We start from the raw sequence: 17,553 nt of genomic DNA on the forward strand, positions 1-17,553 counted from the left end.
TCCTGCGACTCTCTAATTGCGCAAAAAGCGAGCAAGTCTACACCCCACGACGGGGCAGGACAAAACTCAGCAGAAACAGGGCGGCCGCCGTGACCACAATCGACGGCCCGGCCGGGGTGTCCTTGAACCAGGACAGCGCCAGGCCACCACACACCGCGAGCATCCCCAGAAGGCTGGCGCCGAGCGCCATTTGCTCCGGCGAGCGGGCGTGACGCTGGGCCGCAGCAGCCGGGATGATCAGCAGCGATGTGATCAACAATACGCCGACAATCTTCATCGCGACAGCGATCACCACGGCGATCAGCAGCATCAGGGTCATGCGCAGCGCCGCCACGGGCAAGCCTTCGACGGTGGCCAGTTCTTCGTGAACGGTGATCGCCAGCAGCGGGCGCCACAGCGTCACCAGCAGCACCAGCACTGCCGCGCTGCCGCCTAGAATCCACGCCAGGTCGGTGGGGCTGATCGCCAGCAGGTCGCCGAACAGGTAGGCCATCAGGTCGATGCGCACTTCATGCATGAAGCTCAGCACCACCAGGCCCAGGGACAAGGTGCTTGGGGCCAGGATGCCCAGCAGGGTATCGGAGGCCAGAGGCTGACGCTGTTGCAGGGTCACCAGCAGCACAGCCAGCAGCAGGCAGCCGACGGTGACGGCAATGGTCGGGCTCACATCCAGCAGAAATCCCATGGCCACGCCCAGCAGCGCAGCGTGGGACAGGGTGTCGCCAAAATAGGCCATGCGCCGCCAGACCACGAACGAGCCCAGTGGGCCCGCCACCAGCGCCAGAGCCAAGCCTGCCAGCAGGGCGTAGAGCAGAAAATCAGCCATGCTTGCAGCTATCTCCATGAACGTGGGTGTGGGATGCGGTGGAGTCATCGACTACGGCGCCATGCAGGTCATGGGCGTGGTCGTGATGGTGGTGGTAGATCGCCAGGCTCTGGGCGTTCTTGCCGAACAGCTCGACGAAAGCCGGGTCACCGCTGACCTGTTCCGGGTGGCCGGAGCAGCACACGTGGCGATTGAGGCACACCACCTGGTCGGTGGTGCTCATCACCAGGCGCAGGTCGTGGGAGACCATCAGCACGCCGCAGCCATGGCGGTCCCGCAGGCGGGTGATCAGGCTGTACAGCTCGGCCTGGCCGGCGACGTCGACGCCCTGTACGGGTTCATCCAGTACCAGCAATTCCGGCTCGCGCAGCAGGGCGCGGGCCAGCAGCACTCGCTGCATTTCGCCGCCGGAGATGCTTTGCACCGGGCTGTCGATCACCTGTTCGGCGCCCACTTCCTTGAGGGCGGACTGTGCGCGGGCACGGTCGACACCGGGCACCAGGCGCAGGAAGCGCAGCACCGAGAGGGGCAAGGTCGGGTCCACATGCAGCTTCTGCGGCATGTAGCCGACCCGCAGCCTCGGCTTGCGCCACACGCTGCCGCTGTCGGGCTTGAGCAGGCCGAGTACGGCGCGCACCAGGGTGGTCTTGCCGGCACCGTTGGGGCCGATCAGCGTGACGATCTGACCTGGCTCGACGCTCAGGTCGATGTTGTCCAGCACGTTTTGCCCGGCGAACGTGACCCCGACCTGCTCCAGGCGGATTAACGCAGTGCTCATCAAGCCCCCTGGCAGCCCGAGCACACACCGACGACTTCGACGGTTTGCCCTTCGACCTTGAAGCCGACGTCGCCGGCGCTCTTGATGATGCTGTCGCTGATGCTTTTTTGCTCAAGTTCGATGGCGGCGTGGCACTCGCGGCAAATCAGGAACTGGCCCTGGTGCGCGTGTTCCGGGTGGTTACAGCCGACAAAGGCGTTGAGCGATGAGATGCGGTGCACCAGGCCGTTGTCCAGCAGGAAGTCCAGCGCGCGGTAAACCGTGGGCGGCGCGGCGCGGCGGCCGTCCTGCTCGCTGAGCACGCCGAGGATGTCGTAGGCACCCAGCGGCTTGTGGCTTTGCCACACCAGCTCCAGCACCCGGCGACGCAGGGCGGTCAGGCGCAGGCCTTGGCGCGCGCACAAGGCGTCGGCCTCTGACAGTGCGCTGTGCACGCAGTGAGAGTGGTCATGGGGACGGCTGGCAAGCGGTGTTTTAGGCATGAGCGGCGACAGATATTTGTGAGAGACGTTATTATGTTACCTGTTCCTGCCTCCTTGAGTGGTCATCGTGTCCAGACTTTTTCCCGTTTTTGTCGTATTTGTCACCAGTTTGCTGCTTGCCGGTGCCGCTCAGGCGGAGGTTCGGGTGCTGACCAGTATCAAACCGTTACAACTGATTGCTGCTGCTGTGCAGGATGGCGTGGCTATTCCCGAGGTATTGCTGCCGCCGGGCGCTTCGCCGCATAACTATGCGTTGCGCCCTTCCGACGTACGGCGCGTGCAGTCGGTGGACCTGCTGTATTGGATTGGCCCGGACATGGAAAGCTTTCTGCCGCGTGTCTTGAAAGGCCGCAGCTTGCCGACGGTGGCGGTGCAGGACCTTCCGGGAATGAAACTGCGTCGGTTCGCCGAAGATAGCCACTCCCATGCTGAAGATGCCGACGAACATGATCATGACCATCGCCCGGGCAGCCTGGATGCGCATTTGTGGCTGTCGACGGTCAACGCCCGGGTGATTGCGAACCGCATGGCGGCGGACCTCAGCGCTGCCGACCCGGCGAACGCCGAGCGTTACCAGAGCAACGTGAAGGCCTTTGATGGCCGTATGGATGCACTGGACGCGCGCTTGAAGGCACGTATGGCGGACGTCGCCGGCAAGCCGTACTTCGTGTTCCATGAAGCCTTCGATTACTTCGAAGATGCCTACGGGCTCAAGCACACCGGAGTGTTCAGTGTGGCCGCAGAAGTGCAGCCGGGCGCCCAGCATGTGGCAGCGATGCGTACGCGTTTGCAGGAAGTGGGCAAGACTTGTGTGTTCAGCGAGCCGCCGTTGCGCCCGCGCCTTGCGGAAACGCTGGTGGCGGGTTTACCGGTGAAGTTGGCGGAACTGGATGCGTTGGGCGGCTACACGCCGGCCTCCGCCCAGGGGTATGAGCAGGTGCTGGAGAAGCTGGGGAATGACCTGGCTGGGTGCCTGGAGTCGCTCTGACAGACGCCGCATAACCACTGTGGGAGCGAGCAAGCCCGCTCCCACATTTTGATCGCGTACGATCTTTACAGCGCGAACGGCAGCGGAGTCTTGACCTGCTGGCGTTGCGCCAGGCGCACTTGAAACTCGCGCGGGTCGTGAATCAGCACGTCCTGCCCGGCGAACGATTCAGCCGCAATCAGGCGTGACAGCCAGAACCGCACACAGGCCACACGCAGCATGGTCGGCCACAGCTCTGCTTCCTTGGCGGTGAACGGCCGCAAGCCCGCATAAGCCCCCAGCAACGCCCGTGCCCGTTGGCCGTCGATCACGCCGTCGGCGTCCGAGCACCAGTCGTTCAGGGCGATCGCCACGTCGTACAGCATCGGCCCCGAGCAGGCGTTGTAGAAGTCGATCAGCCCGGTCAGGTGCGTGCCTTCGAACATCGCGTTGTCGCGAAACAGGTCGGCGTGGATGTTTGCCCGGGGCAGCGCGAGGATCTGCGCCTTGTGCGCCTCGATCTCATCCAGCGCCGCTTGCAACAGGCCGCGTTGTTCCGCGTCGAGGTGCGAGATCAGCTGCGCGCCTTCGCTGAGCATCCAGTCCAGCCCGCGATCGGTCTTGCGTTCCAGCACCTTCTCGCCTTGGGTGGCCAGGTGCAGGTGGCCGAGCAATTCGCCCACTTGCACGCAATGCTGGGCGTTGGCGTCCTTGATGTGCTTGCCCGCCAGGCGCGGTTGCAGCAGCGCCGGTTTGCCCGCCAACTCGCGCAAGGCCACGCCGTCGGTGGTACGCAGGGCGTAAGGCACTGGCAAATCAGCGTCGTGGAGCACGTCCAGCAGTTCGATGAAGAACGGCATTTCCTGCACGGGGCCGCGCTCGACCAGGGTCAGGACAAATTCGCCCTGTTCCAGGCTGATGAAGAAATTGGTGTTTTCACTACCAGCGGCAATCCCCTGGAAATCAAGCAGGCGGCCGAGCCCGTAAGGGGCAAGAAAGGTTTCCAGCTCGGGCCGAGCCAGGGGAGTGAACACAGACATGGTTAAAACTGCCGTTACGGGCGCTGCGGGGAGCAGCGCCGATTAAAGTTAAGAAATCATTTCCATTCGAAGATCTTCCATGACGGGATCAGCATATCCGGCTGGTCAGAGCGGATGAAGTTCGCATCGGTTCCGTCCGCGCGCACCAGGAAGTAAGGCGGAAAGCCTTTCTGGGTCACCTTGATCGCGTACAGGAAACCATTCTGGCGGTATTCCTGAATGGTCTTGTCGCCTTCCGTGCGAATGGTGACTTCCGGGTCGCCCGAAGGGGCAGTATCTGCCGCCATGGCCACCATCGGAGTGAGTGCAATCAAGCCGGTCAACAACAGGCGATTTACTGTACGCATGATAACCTTGTCCCTTTGTCGTCATTGGTCCGGCTATTCTAGCGCCTGACCCGCCGAAAAGGTTGATCCTGCTCATGAGCCAAGCCCCCCTCGTCCTGGTGGACGGTTCTTCTTACCTGTACCGCGCCTTTCACGCGCTGCCGCCGCTCACCACTTCCAAAGGCCTGCCTACCGGCGCGGTCAAGGGCGTGTTGAACATGCTCAAAAGCCTGCGCAGGCAATACCCGAACAGTCCGTTCGCGGTGGTGTTCGACGCCAAGGGCGGGACATTTCGCGATGAGCTGTACGCCGAATACAAGGCCAACCGCGCGAGCATGCCCGATGACATGCGCGTGCAGATCGAGCCGCTGCACCAGAGCGTGATCGCCCTGGGCTTCCCGCTGCTGTGCGTCGAAGGCGTCGAAGCGGACGACGTGATCGGCACCCTGGCCCGCAGCAGCGCGGCCGCCGACCGTCCGGTGGTGATTTCCACCGGCGACAAGGACATGGCGCAGCTGGTCGACGGGCACATTACCTTGGTCAACACCATGACCGGTAGCGCCATGGACGTTGAGGGCGTGAAGGAGAAATTCGGTGTCGCTCCCGAGCAGATCATCGATTACCTGGCGTTGATGGGCGATTCGTCCGACAACATCCCGGGCGTTCCGGGCATTGGTCCGAAGACGGCTTCCGGCCTGTTGGTTGGTGTAAATGGCGGTTTGAAAGAGCTCTACGAGCAGCTCGATATCGTGCCGACCTTGCCGATTCGTGGTGCCAAGACCCTGGTTGCCAAACTGGAAGAGCATAAGGCGAGTGCGTTCCTGTCCTACGAGCTGGCGACGATCAAGATCGACGTGCCGCTGGATGTGGGCCTGGATGATTTGCACCTGATCGAGCCGGATCGCGAGAAGCTGCTGGAGCTGTACACGCTGCTGGAGTTCAAGAGCTGGATTGACGAGATTCAGCGCGATGCCAAGCGCGTCGAGTTGAGCGCTGCTCCTTCGGCCGCGGTCGCCGAGGAAGCGGTTGAGGTGGTCGCGCCGGTTTCTGTGGAGCCGGTGTACGAAACCATCCTCACCCAGGCCCAGTTCGATGTCTGGCTGAAGAAGCTCAACGACGCTAAGCTGTTCGCCTTCGATACCGAGACCACCGGGATCGACGCCCAGAAAGCGCAACTGGTGGGTGTGTCGTTTGCCGTGCAGGCCCATGAAGCAGCCTACATTCCGCTGACCCACTCCTACATCGGCGCGCCGGAACAGCTGGATCGGGACACCGTGCTGCTGGCCCTGAAGCCGTTGCTCGAAGACCCGGAAAAACTCAAGGTCGGCCAGCACGCCAAGTTCGACATGAACATCCTGGCCAACTGCGCCATCGGTGGTGACCCGGCACACGGCATCACCGTGCGCGGCATTGCCTTCGACACCATGCTTGAATCCTATGTGCTGAACTCCGTGGCGACGCGCCATGACATGGACAGCCTGGCGAAGAAGTACCTGGACCACGACACCGTCAGCTTCCAGGACATCGCCGGCAAAGGCGCCAAGCAGCTGACCTTTGACCAGATTGCCCTGGAGCAAGCCGGCCCTTACGCGGCGGAAGACGCGGATGTGACCCTGCGTTTGCACCAGGAACTGCACAAGCAGCTTGCCGCTATTCCTACCCTGGCCAGCGTATTGTCCGACATCGAGATGCCGCTGGTGCCCGTGCTGGCGCGCATTGAGCGTCAGGGCGCCCTGGTGGATGCCGCCTTGCTGGGCATCCAGAGCATCGAGCTGGGCAACAAGATGGTCGACCTCGAGCGCCAGGCGTATGAGATCGCCGGCGAGGAATTCAACCTGGGCTCGCCCAAGCAGTTGGGTGCGATTCTCTACGAGAAACTCGGGCTGCCGGTGTTGAAGAAGACCGGCAAAGGCCAGGCCTCGACGGCCGAGGAAGTCTTGGCCAAATTGGCTGAAGATGACTATCCACTGCCGAAAGTGCTGATGCAGTACCGCAGCATGAGCAAGTTGAAAAGCACCTACACCGACCGTTTGCCGGAGCAGATCAACCCGCGCACCGGTCGCGTGCACACGTCCTATCACCAGGCCGTAGCAGCAACCGGGCGCCTGTCATCCAGCGATCCAAACCTGCAGAACATTCCGGTGCGTACCGCTGAAGGCCGGCGTATCCGCCAGGCATTTGTCGCGCCCAAGGGCTACAAGCTGCTGGCGGCGGACTACTCGCAGATCGAGCTGCGCATCATGGCGCATTTGTCGAAGGACGAAGGCTTGCTGAATGCGTTCCGCGACGACCTGGACGTGCACACCGCCACGGCGGCCGAAGTGTTCAAGGTTGAGTTGACCGAGGTCACGTCCAATCAGCGTCGCAGTGCCAAGGCGATCAACTTTGGCCTGATCTACGGCATGGGCGCCCAGAAGCTGGGCAAGGACATCGGCGTCGACACCAAGACTGCCAAGGCTTACATCGATGTGTACTTCGCCCGTTACCCGGGGGTGCGCGAGTACATGGAGCGCACCCGTGCCCAGGCGGCTGATCAGGGTTATGTGGAAACCCTGTTCGGGCGCCGCCTGTACCTGCCGGAGATCAATTCCAACAAGCCTCAGGAGCGTGCTGGCGCCGAGCGTACGGCAATCAACGCGCCGATGCAGGGCACTGCGGCCGATATCATCAAGAAGGCCATGGTCAAGGTCGACAACTGGCTGACGGACTCGGGCCTGGACGCCAAGGTCATCCTTCAAGTGCACGATGAATTGGTGCTGGAGGTACGTGAGGACCTGGTGGCTGAAGTCAGCGCGAGGATTCGTGAACACATGAGCGAGGCGGCAAAGCTGGATGTGCCGCTGGTGGTAGACGTCGGCGTGGGCGACAACTGGGACGAAGCGCACTAAGTCTGGGGCCTGGGCCGCGGCATCATGCCGCGGCAGCGCTTTAGATCGGAAAACGCGGCGGGTTATTTCCAATAGTTTTTTGAACGTGCCGGAACTTAACCCGTGAATTGCTACTCAGAGTTACTGAATGGGTGGTGAAGCCCTTCAATGCTCCTATGTTGTGTTAAGTGTTGGCAGATATCTGGACCCCGCCCTAGCGGTCCGGAACTTGGACCCCGAACTTCCCCTCCCCATACGAAGTCCGGGGTTTTTTTTGCCCCGAGTTTTTACTCGGCGGCTTCCGAACCCTTGTCAGCCAGTTCCATCCAGCCTGCCAATACAGTGTAGGCATCTTCCAGGCCCATGCGTTTTGGCGCCGAGAACAACTGGATAGTCACCGCATCACCCCAACCCTTACGGATTTCTGCCTGCACTTTGAGCAGGGTGTTTTTCGCTGCGCCGTAGGTCAGTTTGTCGGCCTTGGTCAGCAGGACGTGCATCGGCATGCCGCTGGCGACGGCCCAATCGAGCATCAACAGGTCGAAGTCGGTCATTGGATGACGGATGTCCATCATCAGAATCAAACCCTTCAAACTCTCCCGGCCACCCAGATACGCTTCGAGGTGACGCTGCCAGTGCAGCTTCAGCGGGATAGGTACTTTTGCATAACCGTAGCCCGGCAGGTCGACCAGACGCCGATCATCGTCTAGCTTGAAGAAGTTGAGGAGCTGTGTGCGCCCCGGGGTTTTCGAGGTGCGGGCCAGGCTGGCGTGGGTCAGGGTGTTCAGCGCGCTGGACTTGCCGGCGTTGGAGCGGCCGGCGAATGCGACTTCGAAGCCTTCGTCATCGGGGCATTGGTCGACTTTGGCGGCGCTGAGCATGAAGGTGGACTGTTGGCACAGGCCGAGGATGGGATTCTTGAGTTGCATGAGTTTTCCGATGTGGGCGGTGCCGGGAATAGGTGCGGCAAGCGGTGTCGTTTCCGTTTCAGTAGCGCCAGTATATAATGCCGCAGATTTTGTGTGTGCTTTGTCCCAGCGAAGGATGAAGTTCACGGGAGCGATAGACCTTTATTGCGCATTAGAACGCAAAACGCTCTCAAACCCTGAAAAGGTCGATGTATGACCAAGTGGCTGCTGGCCTTCGGTTTCTTGATGCCACTTTACAGTGCGCAGGCTACACAGGAACCGGAGGCTGTGTACAACCGCTTTTGCGGGGCCTGCCATGCCGGACAGCTGCCCAACGCCCCTGGACGGGGTGACCAGGCAGCCTGGAAGCCAAGATTGGCTCAAGGTATGGACACGCTGGTGCAACACGTGACCCAGGGTTTCAAGGCGATGCCGCCGCGTGGTTTGTGCATGGACTGCAGTACCGAGGATTACCATGCCGTCATTCAGTTGATGGTGAGTGAACCCGGTCCATAACTCTTTAACCCTTAGCCGTAGTTGGATTAGCTGATGAACAAACTGATCGTGAGTCTGCTGTTGACCCTGGGCATCACCGGTGTTGCCCATGCCGCAGGCGACGCCACTGCTGGCCAGGCGAAAGCCGCCGTATGTGGTGCTTGCCATGGACCGGACGGTAATAGCCCGGCGCCTAACTTTCCAAAACTGGCCGGCCAGGGTGAGCGTTACCTGACCAAGCAGATGCACGACATCAAGGATGGCAAGCGTACGGTCCTGGAAATGACCGGCTTGTTGACCAACCTCAGCGATCAGGACCTGGCGGATATCGCGGCGTATTTTGCCAGCCAGAAAGGCAGTGTGGGAGCTGCTGATCCGAAACTGGTGGCCCGCGGTGAAGAATTGTTCCGCGGCGGCAACCTGGAAAAAGGCATGCCTTCCTGCCTCGGCTGCCACTCGCCTAACGGCGCAGGCCTTGCTGCCGCGGGCTTCCCGCACTTGAGCGGCCAGCATGCCCAGTACATCGGCAAACAGCTGACAGACTTCCGCGAAGGCAATCGCACCAACGACGGCGATACCAAGATCATGCAGAGCATCGCCGCGAAACTCAGCAACAAGGACATCGAAGCCGTGTCCCAATACATCCAGGGCCTGCACTAAGTGCCCCGGCTACGTTAACGCTCGATTAATCCGTCGATGCAAGCATAAAAAGGGTGGCCCAGGCTGCCCTTTTTTGTGGCCGGTGCCGTTACACTAACGAACTCATGCCCGCGTAGACCTGTCACAACAAAGGTCGCGTGAGGCGACTTTATTTGTCCAGGAGTAAAGCATGCGTAATCTGATCCTCAGCGCCGCTCTCGTCACTGCCAGCCTTTTCGGCATGACCGCACAAGCTGCCGATAATGTGCCGCTTGAAGCCGGTAAAACCTACGTTGAGCTGGCCAATCCTGTGCCGGTTTCCGTACCGGGCAAGATCGAAGTGGTGGAGCTGTTCTGGTATGGCTGCCCGCATTGCTACGCTTTTGAGCCAGTCATCAATCCGTGGGTCGATAAGCTGCCTCAGGACGTGAACTTCAAACGTATTCCTGCCCTGTTCGGCGGCCCATGGGACGCCCACGGCCAGCTGTTCATTACCCTGGACACCATGGGTGTAGAACACAAGGTTCACGCGGCTGTCTTCAATGCCATCCAGAAAGAAGGCAAGCGCCTTGTGAAGCCTGAAGACATGGCCGATTTCGTCGCCACCCAAGGCGTCGACAAAACCAAGTTCCTGGAGACATTCAACTCGTTCGCTGTGAAGGGCAAGATGGCCCAATACAAGGAACTGGCCCAGAAATACGGCGTGCAAGGCGTACCGACGCTGATCGTCAACGGCAAATACCGCTTTGACATCGGCAGTGCCGGCGGCGAAGAGCAGGCGCTGAACGTGGCCGACCAATTGATCGCCAAAGAGCGCGCAGCCAAGTAAGGGGCCCGTCATGCGTCGCTGGGGTACTGAACGTGTCGTTGGCCTGCATGACCCGAAGGTCAACGAACATCACCTGGAATCCACGGGCCTGCCGGCTGACAGTCGGTTGCGCCTGCTCAGTTTCAATATCCAGGTGGGTATCAGTACCGAGAAATACCGGCATTACCTGACCCGTGGCTGGCAGCACCTGCTGCCCCACAATGGGCGTGCCGGCAATCTGCAAAAGATCGGCGACCTGCTGGGTGACTTCGACCTGGTAGCTCTGCAGGAGGCCGATGGTGGCAGCCTGCGTTCCGGCTACATCAACCAGGTCGAACACCTTGCGCAACTCGGTGCCTTTCCCTACTGGTATCAACAACTCAATCGCAACCTCGGCAAACTCGGCCAGCACAGCAATGGTGTGCTCAGCCGTCTGAAACCGTGGGCGATCGAGGACCACCCGTTGCCTGGCCCGAAAGGCCGCGGTGCAATTCTCGTACGATTCGGCGAAGGGCCGGAAGCATTGGTCGTGGTGATGATGCACCTCGCACTGGGGGCTCGAACCCGAACCATGCAGTTGGCCTACATCCGTGAGTTGATTGGCGGCTACAAACACCAGGTGCTGATGGGTGACATGAACACCCATGCCACAGACCTGCTACAGAATTCCCCGTTGCGCGACCTTGGGTTGCTGGCGCCGCAAGTCGAAGCCACCTTTCCCAGCTGGCGACCGCAACGTTGTCTTGATCACATCCTGCTCAGCCCGACCCTGACACTCGAAAGTGTGCAGGTACTGGCGCAGCCCATCTCCGATCACCTGCCCGTCGCGGTAGAGATTCGTCTGCCGGGTTCGCTCACGGCTGATGCATTGCCCGCGTTGAGCCCCGGCCCTCGCGGACCCCTTGCATGAGCGACGACGCCCAGCGTTGGAAAGAGAAATACCTTAAAAGCGTCGAGCAACAAGAAAAGCTCGAGCGTCGCTGGGCCGCCCGCCTCGACCTGCTGCGCCGAGGGCTGGTGCGCAGCACCCTGGCGGCAGAAGGGACCGACCGAGCGGTTGACCAATGCATGAAGGAAATGCGCGATGTGGTGCGCACCGACGACATGGACGCCGCCCTCGCTGCATTGCTGCCGCGCCTGGAAAAGGCCGTGCTGGATTCGGAGCAGCGCCGCGAAACCCGGGTTGACCAGATCGGCAGCGCGTTGACGGCCCTGGTCACTCAGTTGCAGAAACTGCCCTTGCCACGGGACGTGAGTCGCCCGCTGAAGGCTTTCGCCAAGCAGCTGGACGGTCGGGTTGGCCAGGCGCGGGAGATCCCGCTGTTGCTGAGCGAGCTGAGCGGCCTCCAGGGGCAGGCGTTGAGTAACCTGGAGCCGGAGGGCGAAACCAGCCGTTCGAGCCCGGGTCTGTTGCAGCGTCTGTTTGGCACCAAGGACGCAATCGACACGCCGGAGGTTGAAGCGCCCACGCCATCCCGCCCGGCTTCTCCGGCGCCTGCTGCGCCAAAGCCCAGGCCGGTGGATGAAGTTGAAGCGCCGGCGCAATCGGCGGAACTGGCCCAGGCGCTGCGGGCTTTTGCACCGCAGCCGAAGGTCCCGGCCCCCATCGAGTCGCCCCCTGAGCCGGTATCGCCAGTAGAGGCTGCCGACGCTGTCAGCGAAGCGGTGCCTGTTGTTCCGGCCGTCGCGGTCACACCGTCCGTCGTCGAGGCACCCGCTACGATTATCGAAACGCCAGAACCCGAGCAACCGATCGAAGCGGAGGTTGAGCTTGAGAGCGCTCTTGCCGCCATGGTCGAGGTGCCAGAGGTGCAGGCCCGTGAGCCGGAGCGGACAGAGATCGGCAGTCTTTCCCTGCCCCCGGTCCTGGCCGATGAACCGCAAGAATCGCCCGAGCAGGCAGAGCTGAACCCAGACGAGCTGCAAGCGGATCAAGCCTACGCCCTGCCCGACACCCCCGAGCCGTCTTACAGTTCGGTGGCCAAGCACATCGAAGATACCCTGCTCGGCTTACTGGAAGACCTCTCGCTGCCCGAGCGCCATCGGCCCCAGGCCGAAGCCATGCGTGAACGCCTGGCCCACGGATTGAACTGGTACGAATTGCTGCCGATCCTCGATGACCTGGCGGTGTTGATGCTGGCGATCACCGACAGCGGCCAGCACGAGTTTGAAGCCTACCTCAAGCAACTCAACGATCGTCTCGAGGCGTTCCAGGGGCACCTGCAGGTCGCCAGTGACGGGCACGCCGACAGCCGCTCGGCGGCCAGGGAACTGGATACCCAGATCCGCGAACAAGTGGATGGTTTGCAAACCAGCATGCAGGACGCCGCAGACCTCGACAGCCTCAAGCACGTGCTGGAGAGCCATCTCGAAGGGTTGCTGGGCACCATGGATGAACACCGCCACCAGCGTGACCAGCGCGAACAGGAAGTGGCTGCACGGCTCAAGGGCCTGGCCGAACGGGTCGCCAATATGGAGCAAGAGGCTCAGGGCTACCGTGAACACCTTGAGGTTCAGCGCCAGAAAGCCCTTATCGATCCGCTCACCGGACTACCCAACCGCGCTGCCTGGAGCGAGCGCCTGGAGCAGGAGGTCAACGCCTGGCACCAGCGTGGAAATAACCTGTCACTGGCCATGCTGGACCTCGATCACTTCAAGCGCATCAACGACGGCTATGGTCATCTGGCGGGCGACAAGGTGCTGAAGATCATCGCCACGGTGCTTCGCAAACGCCTGCGGCCGAACGACTTCATCGCGCGTTTTGGCGGTGAAGAGTTTGTGCTGCTGATGCCCAACTCGTCGCTGTCCGATGCGTTGGCGGTGGGCGAAACCCTGCGTGCAGCCATCCAAGCCTGCCCGTTTCACTTCAAGGGCGAGCCGGTGACGATTACGGTGTCCATGGGCATGGCGCAGTTTCAGCCGGGAGAACGCAGTGACCTGGCGCTCAAGCGCGCTGACGAGGCGTTATATCGTGCCAAGGCGGCGGGGCGTAACCAGGTGCAGGCGGCCTGACCGGAAATGTTCCATTTTGTTTAAAACATCGCATTTGGCCGCCTGGCAGCAAACGGTACGTTACACTGTTGCATTATCGTCTTAAGCGTACTATTTGCTGCCATGAAACTTCTGTGTTCTGCCTTTCTGTTTCTCCTGCTCGCCGGTTGCGCGAGCGGCCCTCGCCTGGACACCAGTCATCCGTCGGTGAACCACGACAATCGTGTGCAGTTTGTCGTCGTGCACTACACCTCGGCGTCCCTTGAGCGCTCCCTGGCGCTGTTGACCCATGGCCAGGTCAGCAGTCATTACCTGATCGGTGATGACGCCTCGGCCACCATCTATAAGCTCGTGGATGAAAGCCAGCGCGCCTGGCATGCCGGAGAAAGTGAATGGATGGGCCGCACCTGGCTCAACTCCAGCTCCATCGGGATCGAGATCGTGAACCCGGGTTATCGGGATTTGCCGACGGGCCGCGTTTGGTATCCCTATTCCGAAGCGCAGGTGCAGTCACTGGTAGTACTGCTCAAGGACATCAGCAAACGCAACGGCATCGACCCGCGAAACATCATCGGCCATAGCGACATTGCCCCGCTGCGCAAGCTGGACCCGGGGCCGTTGTTCCCCTGGAAGCGCCTGGCGGATGAGGGGCTGGGCATGTGGCCGGACGCCAAGGCGGTGGCCCGTTACCAGGTGCAGTACGCAGCCGATCTGCCGAGCATTACCTGGTTCCAGGAAGAGTTGGCGAAGCTGGGCTATCCGACGCCACAGACGGGCGAGCTGGATGTAGCGACGCGGCATGTGGTGGCCGCGTTCCAGATGCATTTCCGGGCGTCGCTGTTTGATGGGACGCCGGATGCCGAAAGTGCTGCGATCCTGCGGGCGTTGAATCACCAATAACGGTTGGCGCGTTGTTCCTACAGGGGCAACGCCATGTAGAACTGCGTCCCCTGCCCCGGCCGCGAATACACCCCCATGCGGCCACCGTGCAATTGCACGATCTCCTTGCACAGCGCCAGGCCCAGCCCGGCGCCGCCTTTCTTGCGGCCTACCTGCACAAACGGCTCGAAGATTCGTCCCTGCTGGCCGTAGGCAATGCCTTCACCGTTGTCTTCAACGCTGACAATCACCCGTTCGCCATGACGACGCGCCTGCAAGCGGATCTGCCCACCGTCGGCTGTGTGCCGCAGGGCATTGCCCAGCAAATTGTCGAGCACCCTTTCCAGCTGCGCTCGATCGGCATGCAACCTCGGTAGCGGGGATTGTTCCTCAACCAGCAGCTCGATGTTCTGCGCATTCGCCTGCTCCGCGAAGCGGGCGCGGGCATGTTCGAGCAGGTCGCTGATGTCACACGGGCCCAGGGTGAGTTTCTGCAAGCCATTCTGGTAGCGCGAGAAGTTGAGCAAGTCGTTGATCAACTGCATCAGGCGCTGCATTTCCTCGTTGACCGTATCCAGCAGGTCCGCTTCGCGCGACTCCGCAGGAAACTTCGCCCGTTCCCGGAACAAGCCGAAGGCCATGTGCATGCCCGTCACCGGCGTGCGTAATTCATGGGACGCGCGCAACACAAACTCACTGCGTACTCGTTCAAAGGCACGCTGTTCGGTAACGTCATGCAGCACCATCACCGCGCCCAGAATGTGCCCCTGGGTATGGCTGACCGGCGTCAGGCTGTACGTCAGCAGGCGCAGCTCACCCTCAACCTCTACTTCCAGGTCTTCAGGTGCGCGCTCCAGATTGCCGCCGCGCAGTACCAGCTGCAGCTGTTCATCCAGTTCCGGGCGGCCCAGGGCGTCGCCAAGGCCTTGGCCCAGGCGATTCTCGTCCCAGCCGAGTTGACGTTGTGCCACCGGGTTAAGGTGTTCCAGGCGACCCTGGCGGTCGATCATCAGCAGGCCGTCGTCGATGCTGTCGAGCACCGCCTGCAGGCGTTGTTGCCCGGCCAGCAGCTCATCGACATTGGTTGCCTGATGCTGGCGCAACGCCTCGGCCATGATGCCGAAGCGTCGGGTCAGCAGGTTCATTTCCGCTGCGGATGAAATGGGCAGCGTGACTTCGAAGTTGCCCTGGCCGATCTTGTCGGCGGCCTTGGCCAGCGCTTCGATCGGCCCGCCAAAGCGGCGGGCGATACCGTGGGCGGTAACGAAACCGATGATCAGCACCGCCAGGCCGACCAGGCCCAGCAGGCCGGCAATCAGCAGCGCACGTTCACGGGACTTGTGTTCGGTATCGTTGATGTTATCCAGGGCTTTCTTGTGCTCGGCGATCAGGCCGTTGCGCAGGATGTTGAAGCGTTTGGTCAGCTCGTCGTTGTTGCGCAGTTGCGGCGGAGCATTCTCCTTTTCATCGAACGCCTCGAGAAAGCTCAGGTAATTGGTCTTGGCCTGGGTAAAACCGCTGGTTACCGCGTCCTTTTGTTCGTGGTCGATACCTTGCTGCAACAGGGCGAAATAGCGTTGCTTGGAGTCTTCCAGCGCAGCGGTATTCGGCTGTTCATTGAGCATGATCATCAACTGGTCGCCGAGGGTCTGCCGAAGCTTGAGCCCCAGGTCCAATGTGATGAAGTTGCTGCGAATCAACGATTCCTGGGTCTTGGCCATTTGCATGACGCTCACCAGCCCCAGCAGCAACCCCAACAGGGCGACGGTGATCAGCGCGGAAATACTCAGGAACAACCGAGTGCGCAGGGTCATCGCAAGCTTCATAGGCTACAGCTCACAGGTTGTATTGTTTGCGTTTGCGATACAGCGTCGACGCATCAATGCCAAGGGTTCGGGCCGCCTGGTCCAGGGTGTCGCTGGTGGCCAGCACGGCACCGATATGCGCCTTTTCCAGTTCATCCAGGCTCAACGCCGCACCGATACGCGGGGCATTGTTGGTCGGCTGCTCGGCCATGCCGAGGTGGCTGATCTCAACTTTTTCCTGCGGGCAGATGATGCTGGCCCGCTCAACCACGTTGCGCAGCTCACGGATGTTCCCCGGCCAGCGGTAGTTGAGCAGTGCCTCACGGGCTTCATCGCTGAAGCCGCGCGCCGGCCGCGCATATTCCTTCACGAAACGCGCCAGGAAGCGGTCGGCCAGGGTCAGGATGTCTTCGCTGCGTTCGCGCAGGGGCGGCAGGTGCAAGGTGATGACATTCAGGCGATACAGCAGGTCTTCGCGGAAACGGCCGTCGCGAACCATGTCTTCCAGGTTCAGGTTGGTAGCGGCGAGAATTCGCACATCGGCACGGCGCGTCACCGGGTCGCCGACGCGCTCGTATTCCTTGTCCTGGATAAAGCGCAGCAACTTGGGTTGTAAAGTAAGCGGAAAGTCGCCGATCTCGTCGAGAAACAAGGTGCCGCCATCGGCCTGGTTGACGCGGCCGAGGGTGCTTTCGCTGGCGCCGGTAAACGCACCACGGCTATGACCGAACAACTCGCTTTCCATCAGTTCCGCCGTCAGCGATGGGCAGTTGATGGTGACGCAGGATTTTTTCGCGCGTTTGCTCCAACCGTGGATCGCCCGGGCCAGTTCACCTTTACCGGTGCCGGACTCGCCGAGAATCAGGATGTTGGCATCAGTGCCCGCCACCTGGCGTGCGGTTTCCAGCACCACCATCATCGCCGGGCTATGGGAGTCGAGGCCGTCCTTGGGTTGGCGCACTGCGCCTTCCAGGGCTTCCAGGCGTGCCGACAGCTGGCGCACTTCCAGCTGCTTGGCCGTGGCCAGGCGCAATTGGTCGGGGCTGCAAGGCTTTACCAGGTAGTCGGCCGCGCCGGCCTGGATCGCATCCACGGCGGTGTCGACGGCCGAGTGGGCCGTGACGATCACCACGCGCATCCACGGCGCCTGGATACGCATTTGCGCCAGTACATCCAGGCCGTTGTCTTCGCCCAGGCGCAGGTCCAGGAAGCACAGGTCAAACACCTGGCGTTGCAACAAGGCATCGGCCTGGGCGGCGCTGTTGGCGGTGGCTACGGTGTAGCCTTCATCTTCCAGGCAGTAACGGAAGGTGCGAAGGATCGCGGATTCGTCATCCACTAAAAGAATGCGGCCTTGAAGTTCCTTGGCTGATTCCATCTGTCCCGCGCTCCCTTAAGAATGAATGATGTTGTTTAGTCCCGGAATAATCGGGCAAGTTGCATGGTTTATTCTGATTGATTAAAGCCGTCACCGCGCAGCTATCTGCGCTTCTTCTTACAAAGACGCCCACAAGAGGCGTTTTTGTCTCCCTCTTGCCACTTCGGCAGTCGAACGTTGCCTTCCTATCCCTTGATCCGACCAGTGACCATCGTGCATTTCGCACGGCAAGGATAGGGGCATCGTGCAGGATGCTCGTGGTGTCAAAGCGCTTTTGTTTTTAACTGGTTGATTTTATTGGTTTTTATTTTGTTAAAAAACTGGCACGCAGGCTGCAATACACCTCATACGAGTTTCATCTACG

Annotated in this window: 16 protein-coding genes; 8 read left to right on the forward strand and 8 right to left on the reverse strand. The window is 61.1% G+C overall.

The window, feature by feature from the left end:
• Positions 1–37 precede the first annotated feature (37 nt).
• Genes znuB through HX801_RS17625 form a run of 3 tightly spaced genes read right to left on the reverse strand, consistent with a single transcriptional unit; the run spans position 38 to position 2,086 of the window.
• On the reverse strand, positions 38–826 hold the full coding sequence (gene znuB / locus HX801_RS17615; RefSeq protein ID WP_003214823.1) for a zinc ABC transporter permease subunit ZnuB: 789 nt from the start codon (positions 824–826) through the stop codon (positions 38–40).
• Complete coding sequence (gene znuC, locus HX801_RS17620) at positions 819–1,604, reverse strand: zinc ABC transporter ATP-binding protein ZnuC (protein WP_177022437.1); 786 nt, start codon at positions 1,602–1,604, stop codon at positions 819–821. The genes znuB and znuC overlap by 8 nt, the downstream gene beginning before the upstream one ends.
• Positions 1,604–2,086 (reverse strand): Fur family transcriptional regulator, encoded by a 483-nt coding sequence (locus HX801_RS17625; protein WP_003214819.1) that lies wholly within the window; start codon positions 2,084–2,086, stop codon positions 1,604–1,606. Before HX801_RS17625 ends, znuC begins: the two co-directional genes overlap by 1 nt.
• Positions 2,087–2,144: 58 nt before the next feature.
• Between HX801_RS17625 and HX801_RS17630 the strand changes: the two genes are divergently transcribed.
• Positions 2,145–3,074, forward strand: coding sequence for a zinc ABC transporter substrate-binding protein (locus HX801_RS17630; protein ID WP_008439631.1), 930 nt, complete (start codon positions 2,145–2,147; stop codon positions 3,072–3,074).
• Between the two features lie 65 nt (positions 3,075–3,139).
• On the opposite strand, the gene HX801_RS17635 is transcribed toward HX801_RS17630, so the two are convergent.
• Complete coding sequence (locus tag HX801_RS17635; RefSeq protein ID WP_102367835.1) at positions 3,140–4,093, reverse strand: homoserine kinase; 954 nt, start codon at positions 4,091–4,093, stop codon at positions 3,140–3,142.
• Between the two features lie 56 nt (positions 4,094–4,149).
• Positions 4,150–4,440, reverse strand: a complete 291-nt coding sequence (locus tag HX801_RS17640; protein WP_003214814.1) for a DUF2782 domain-containing protein — start codon at positions 4,438–4,440, stop codon at positions 4,150–4,152.
• Positions 4,441–4,514: 74 nt separating this feature from the next.
• Here HX801_RS17640 and polA point away from each other — a divergent pair, with 74 nt between their 5' ends.
• On the forward strand, positions 4,515–7,307 hold the full coding sequence (gene polA, locus HX801_RS17645; RefSeq protein ID WP_177022438.1) for a DNA polymerase I: 2,793 nt from the start codon (positions 4,515–4,517) through the stop codon (positions 7,305–7,307).
• A gap of 266 nt (positions 7,308–7,573) precedes the next feature.
• Here the strand turns inward: polA and yihA are convergent, their stop codons facing one another.
• A complete protein-coding gene (yihA, locus tag HX801_RS17650) occupies positions 7,574–8,215 on the reverse strand; it encodes a ribosome biogenesis GTP-binding protein YihA/YsxC (RefSeq protein WP_003214811.1) in 642 nt (213 codons plus the stop codon).
• A 192-nt stretch (positions 8,216–8,407) separates the two neighbouring features.
• Here yihA and HX801_RS17655 point away from each other — a divergent pair, with 192 nt between their 5' ends.
• The 6 genes from HX801_RS17655 to HX801_RS17680 all read left to right on the forward strand — a co-directional run bounded on the left by HX801_RS17655 (position 8,408) and on the right by HX801_RS17680 (position 14,027).
• Positions 8,408–8,710 carry a cytochrome c5 family protein gene (locus tag HX801_RS17655; RefSeq protein ID WP_003214809.1) on the forward strand — a complete coding sequence of 101 codons (303 nt, stop codon included), beginning with the start codon at positions 8,408–8,410 and terminating at the stop codon, positions 8,708–8,710.
• A 33-nt stretch (positions 8,711–8,743) separates the two neighbouring features.
• Positions 8,744–9,349: a cytochrome c4 gene (locus HX801_RS17660; RefSeq protein WP_003214807.1), complete on the forward strand. Its 606-nt coding sequence runs from the start codon at positions 8,744–8,746 to the stop codon at positions 9,347–9,349.
• A 169-nt stretch (positions 9,350–9,518) separates the two neighbouring features.
• The gene (locus tag HX801_RS17665; RefSeq protein ID WP_063033700.1) at positions 9,519–10,157 is read left to right on the forward strand and encodes a thiol:disulfide interchange protein DsbA/DsbL; all 639 of its coding nucleotides are present in this window, start codon (positions 9,519–9,521) and stop codon (positions 10,155–10,157) included.
• Positions 10,158–10,167: 10 nt separating this feature from the next.
• On the forward strand, positions 10,168–11,046 hold the full coding sequence (locus HX801_RS17670) for an endonuclease/exonuclease/phosphatase family protein (protein ID WP_087694547.1): 879 nt from the start codon (positions 10,168–10,170) through the stop codon (positions 11,044–11,046).
• Positions 11,043–13,148 carry a GGDEF domain-containing protein gene (locus tag HX801_RS17675; protein ID WP_177022439.1) on the forward strand — a complete coding sequence of 702 codons (2,106 nt, stop codon included), beginning with the start codon at positions 11,043–11,045 and terminating at the stop codon, positions 13,146–13,148. The genes HX801_RS17670 and HX801_RS17675 overlap by 4 nt, the downstream gene beginning before the upstream one ends.
• A gap of 102 nt (positions 13,149–13,250) precedes the next feature.
• Positions 13,251–14,027, forward strand: a complete 777-nt coding sequence (locus HX801_RS17680; RefSeq protein WP_003214798.1) for an N-acetylmuramoyl-L-alanine amidase — start codon at positions 13,251–13,253, stop codon at positions 14,025–14,027.
• Between the two features lie 17 nt (positions 14,028–14,044).
• Here the strand turns inward: HX801_RS17680 and HX801_RS17685 are convergent, their stop codons facing one another.
• Both HX801_RS17685 and algB read right to left on the reverse strand, forming a co-directional pair.
• Entirely contained in the window at positions 14,045–15,832 is a 1,788-nt protein-coding gene (locus HX801_RS17685) for a KinB sensor domain-containing domain (protein WP_008439641.1), read from the reverse strand.
• A 10-nt stretch (positions 15,833–15,842) separates the two neighbouring features.
• Entirely contained in the window at positions 15,843–17,189 is a 1,347-nt protein-coding gene (gene algB, locus HX801_RS17690; protein WP_003214793.1) for a sigma-54-dependent response regulator transcription factor AlgB, read from the reverse strand.
• Positions 17,190–17,553 lie beyond the last annotated feature (364 nt).

The organism is Pseudomonas sp. G1002, assembly GCF_013385455.1.
In the GTDB taxonomy this organism is placed as follows: domain Bacteria; phylum Pseudomonadota; class Gammaproteobacteria; order Pseudomonadales; family Pseudomonadaceae; genus Aquipseudomonas.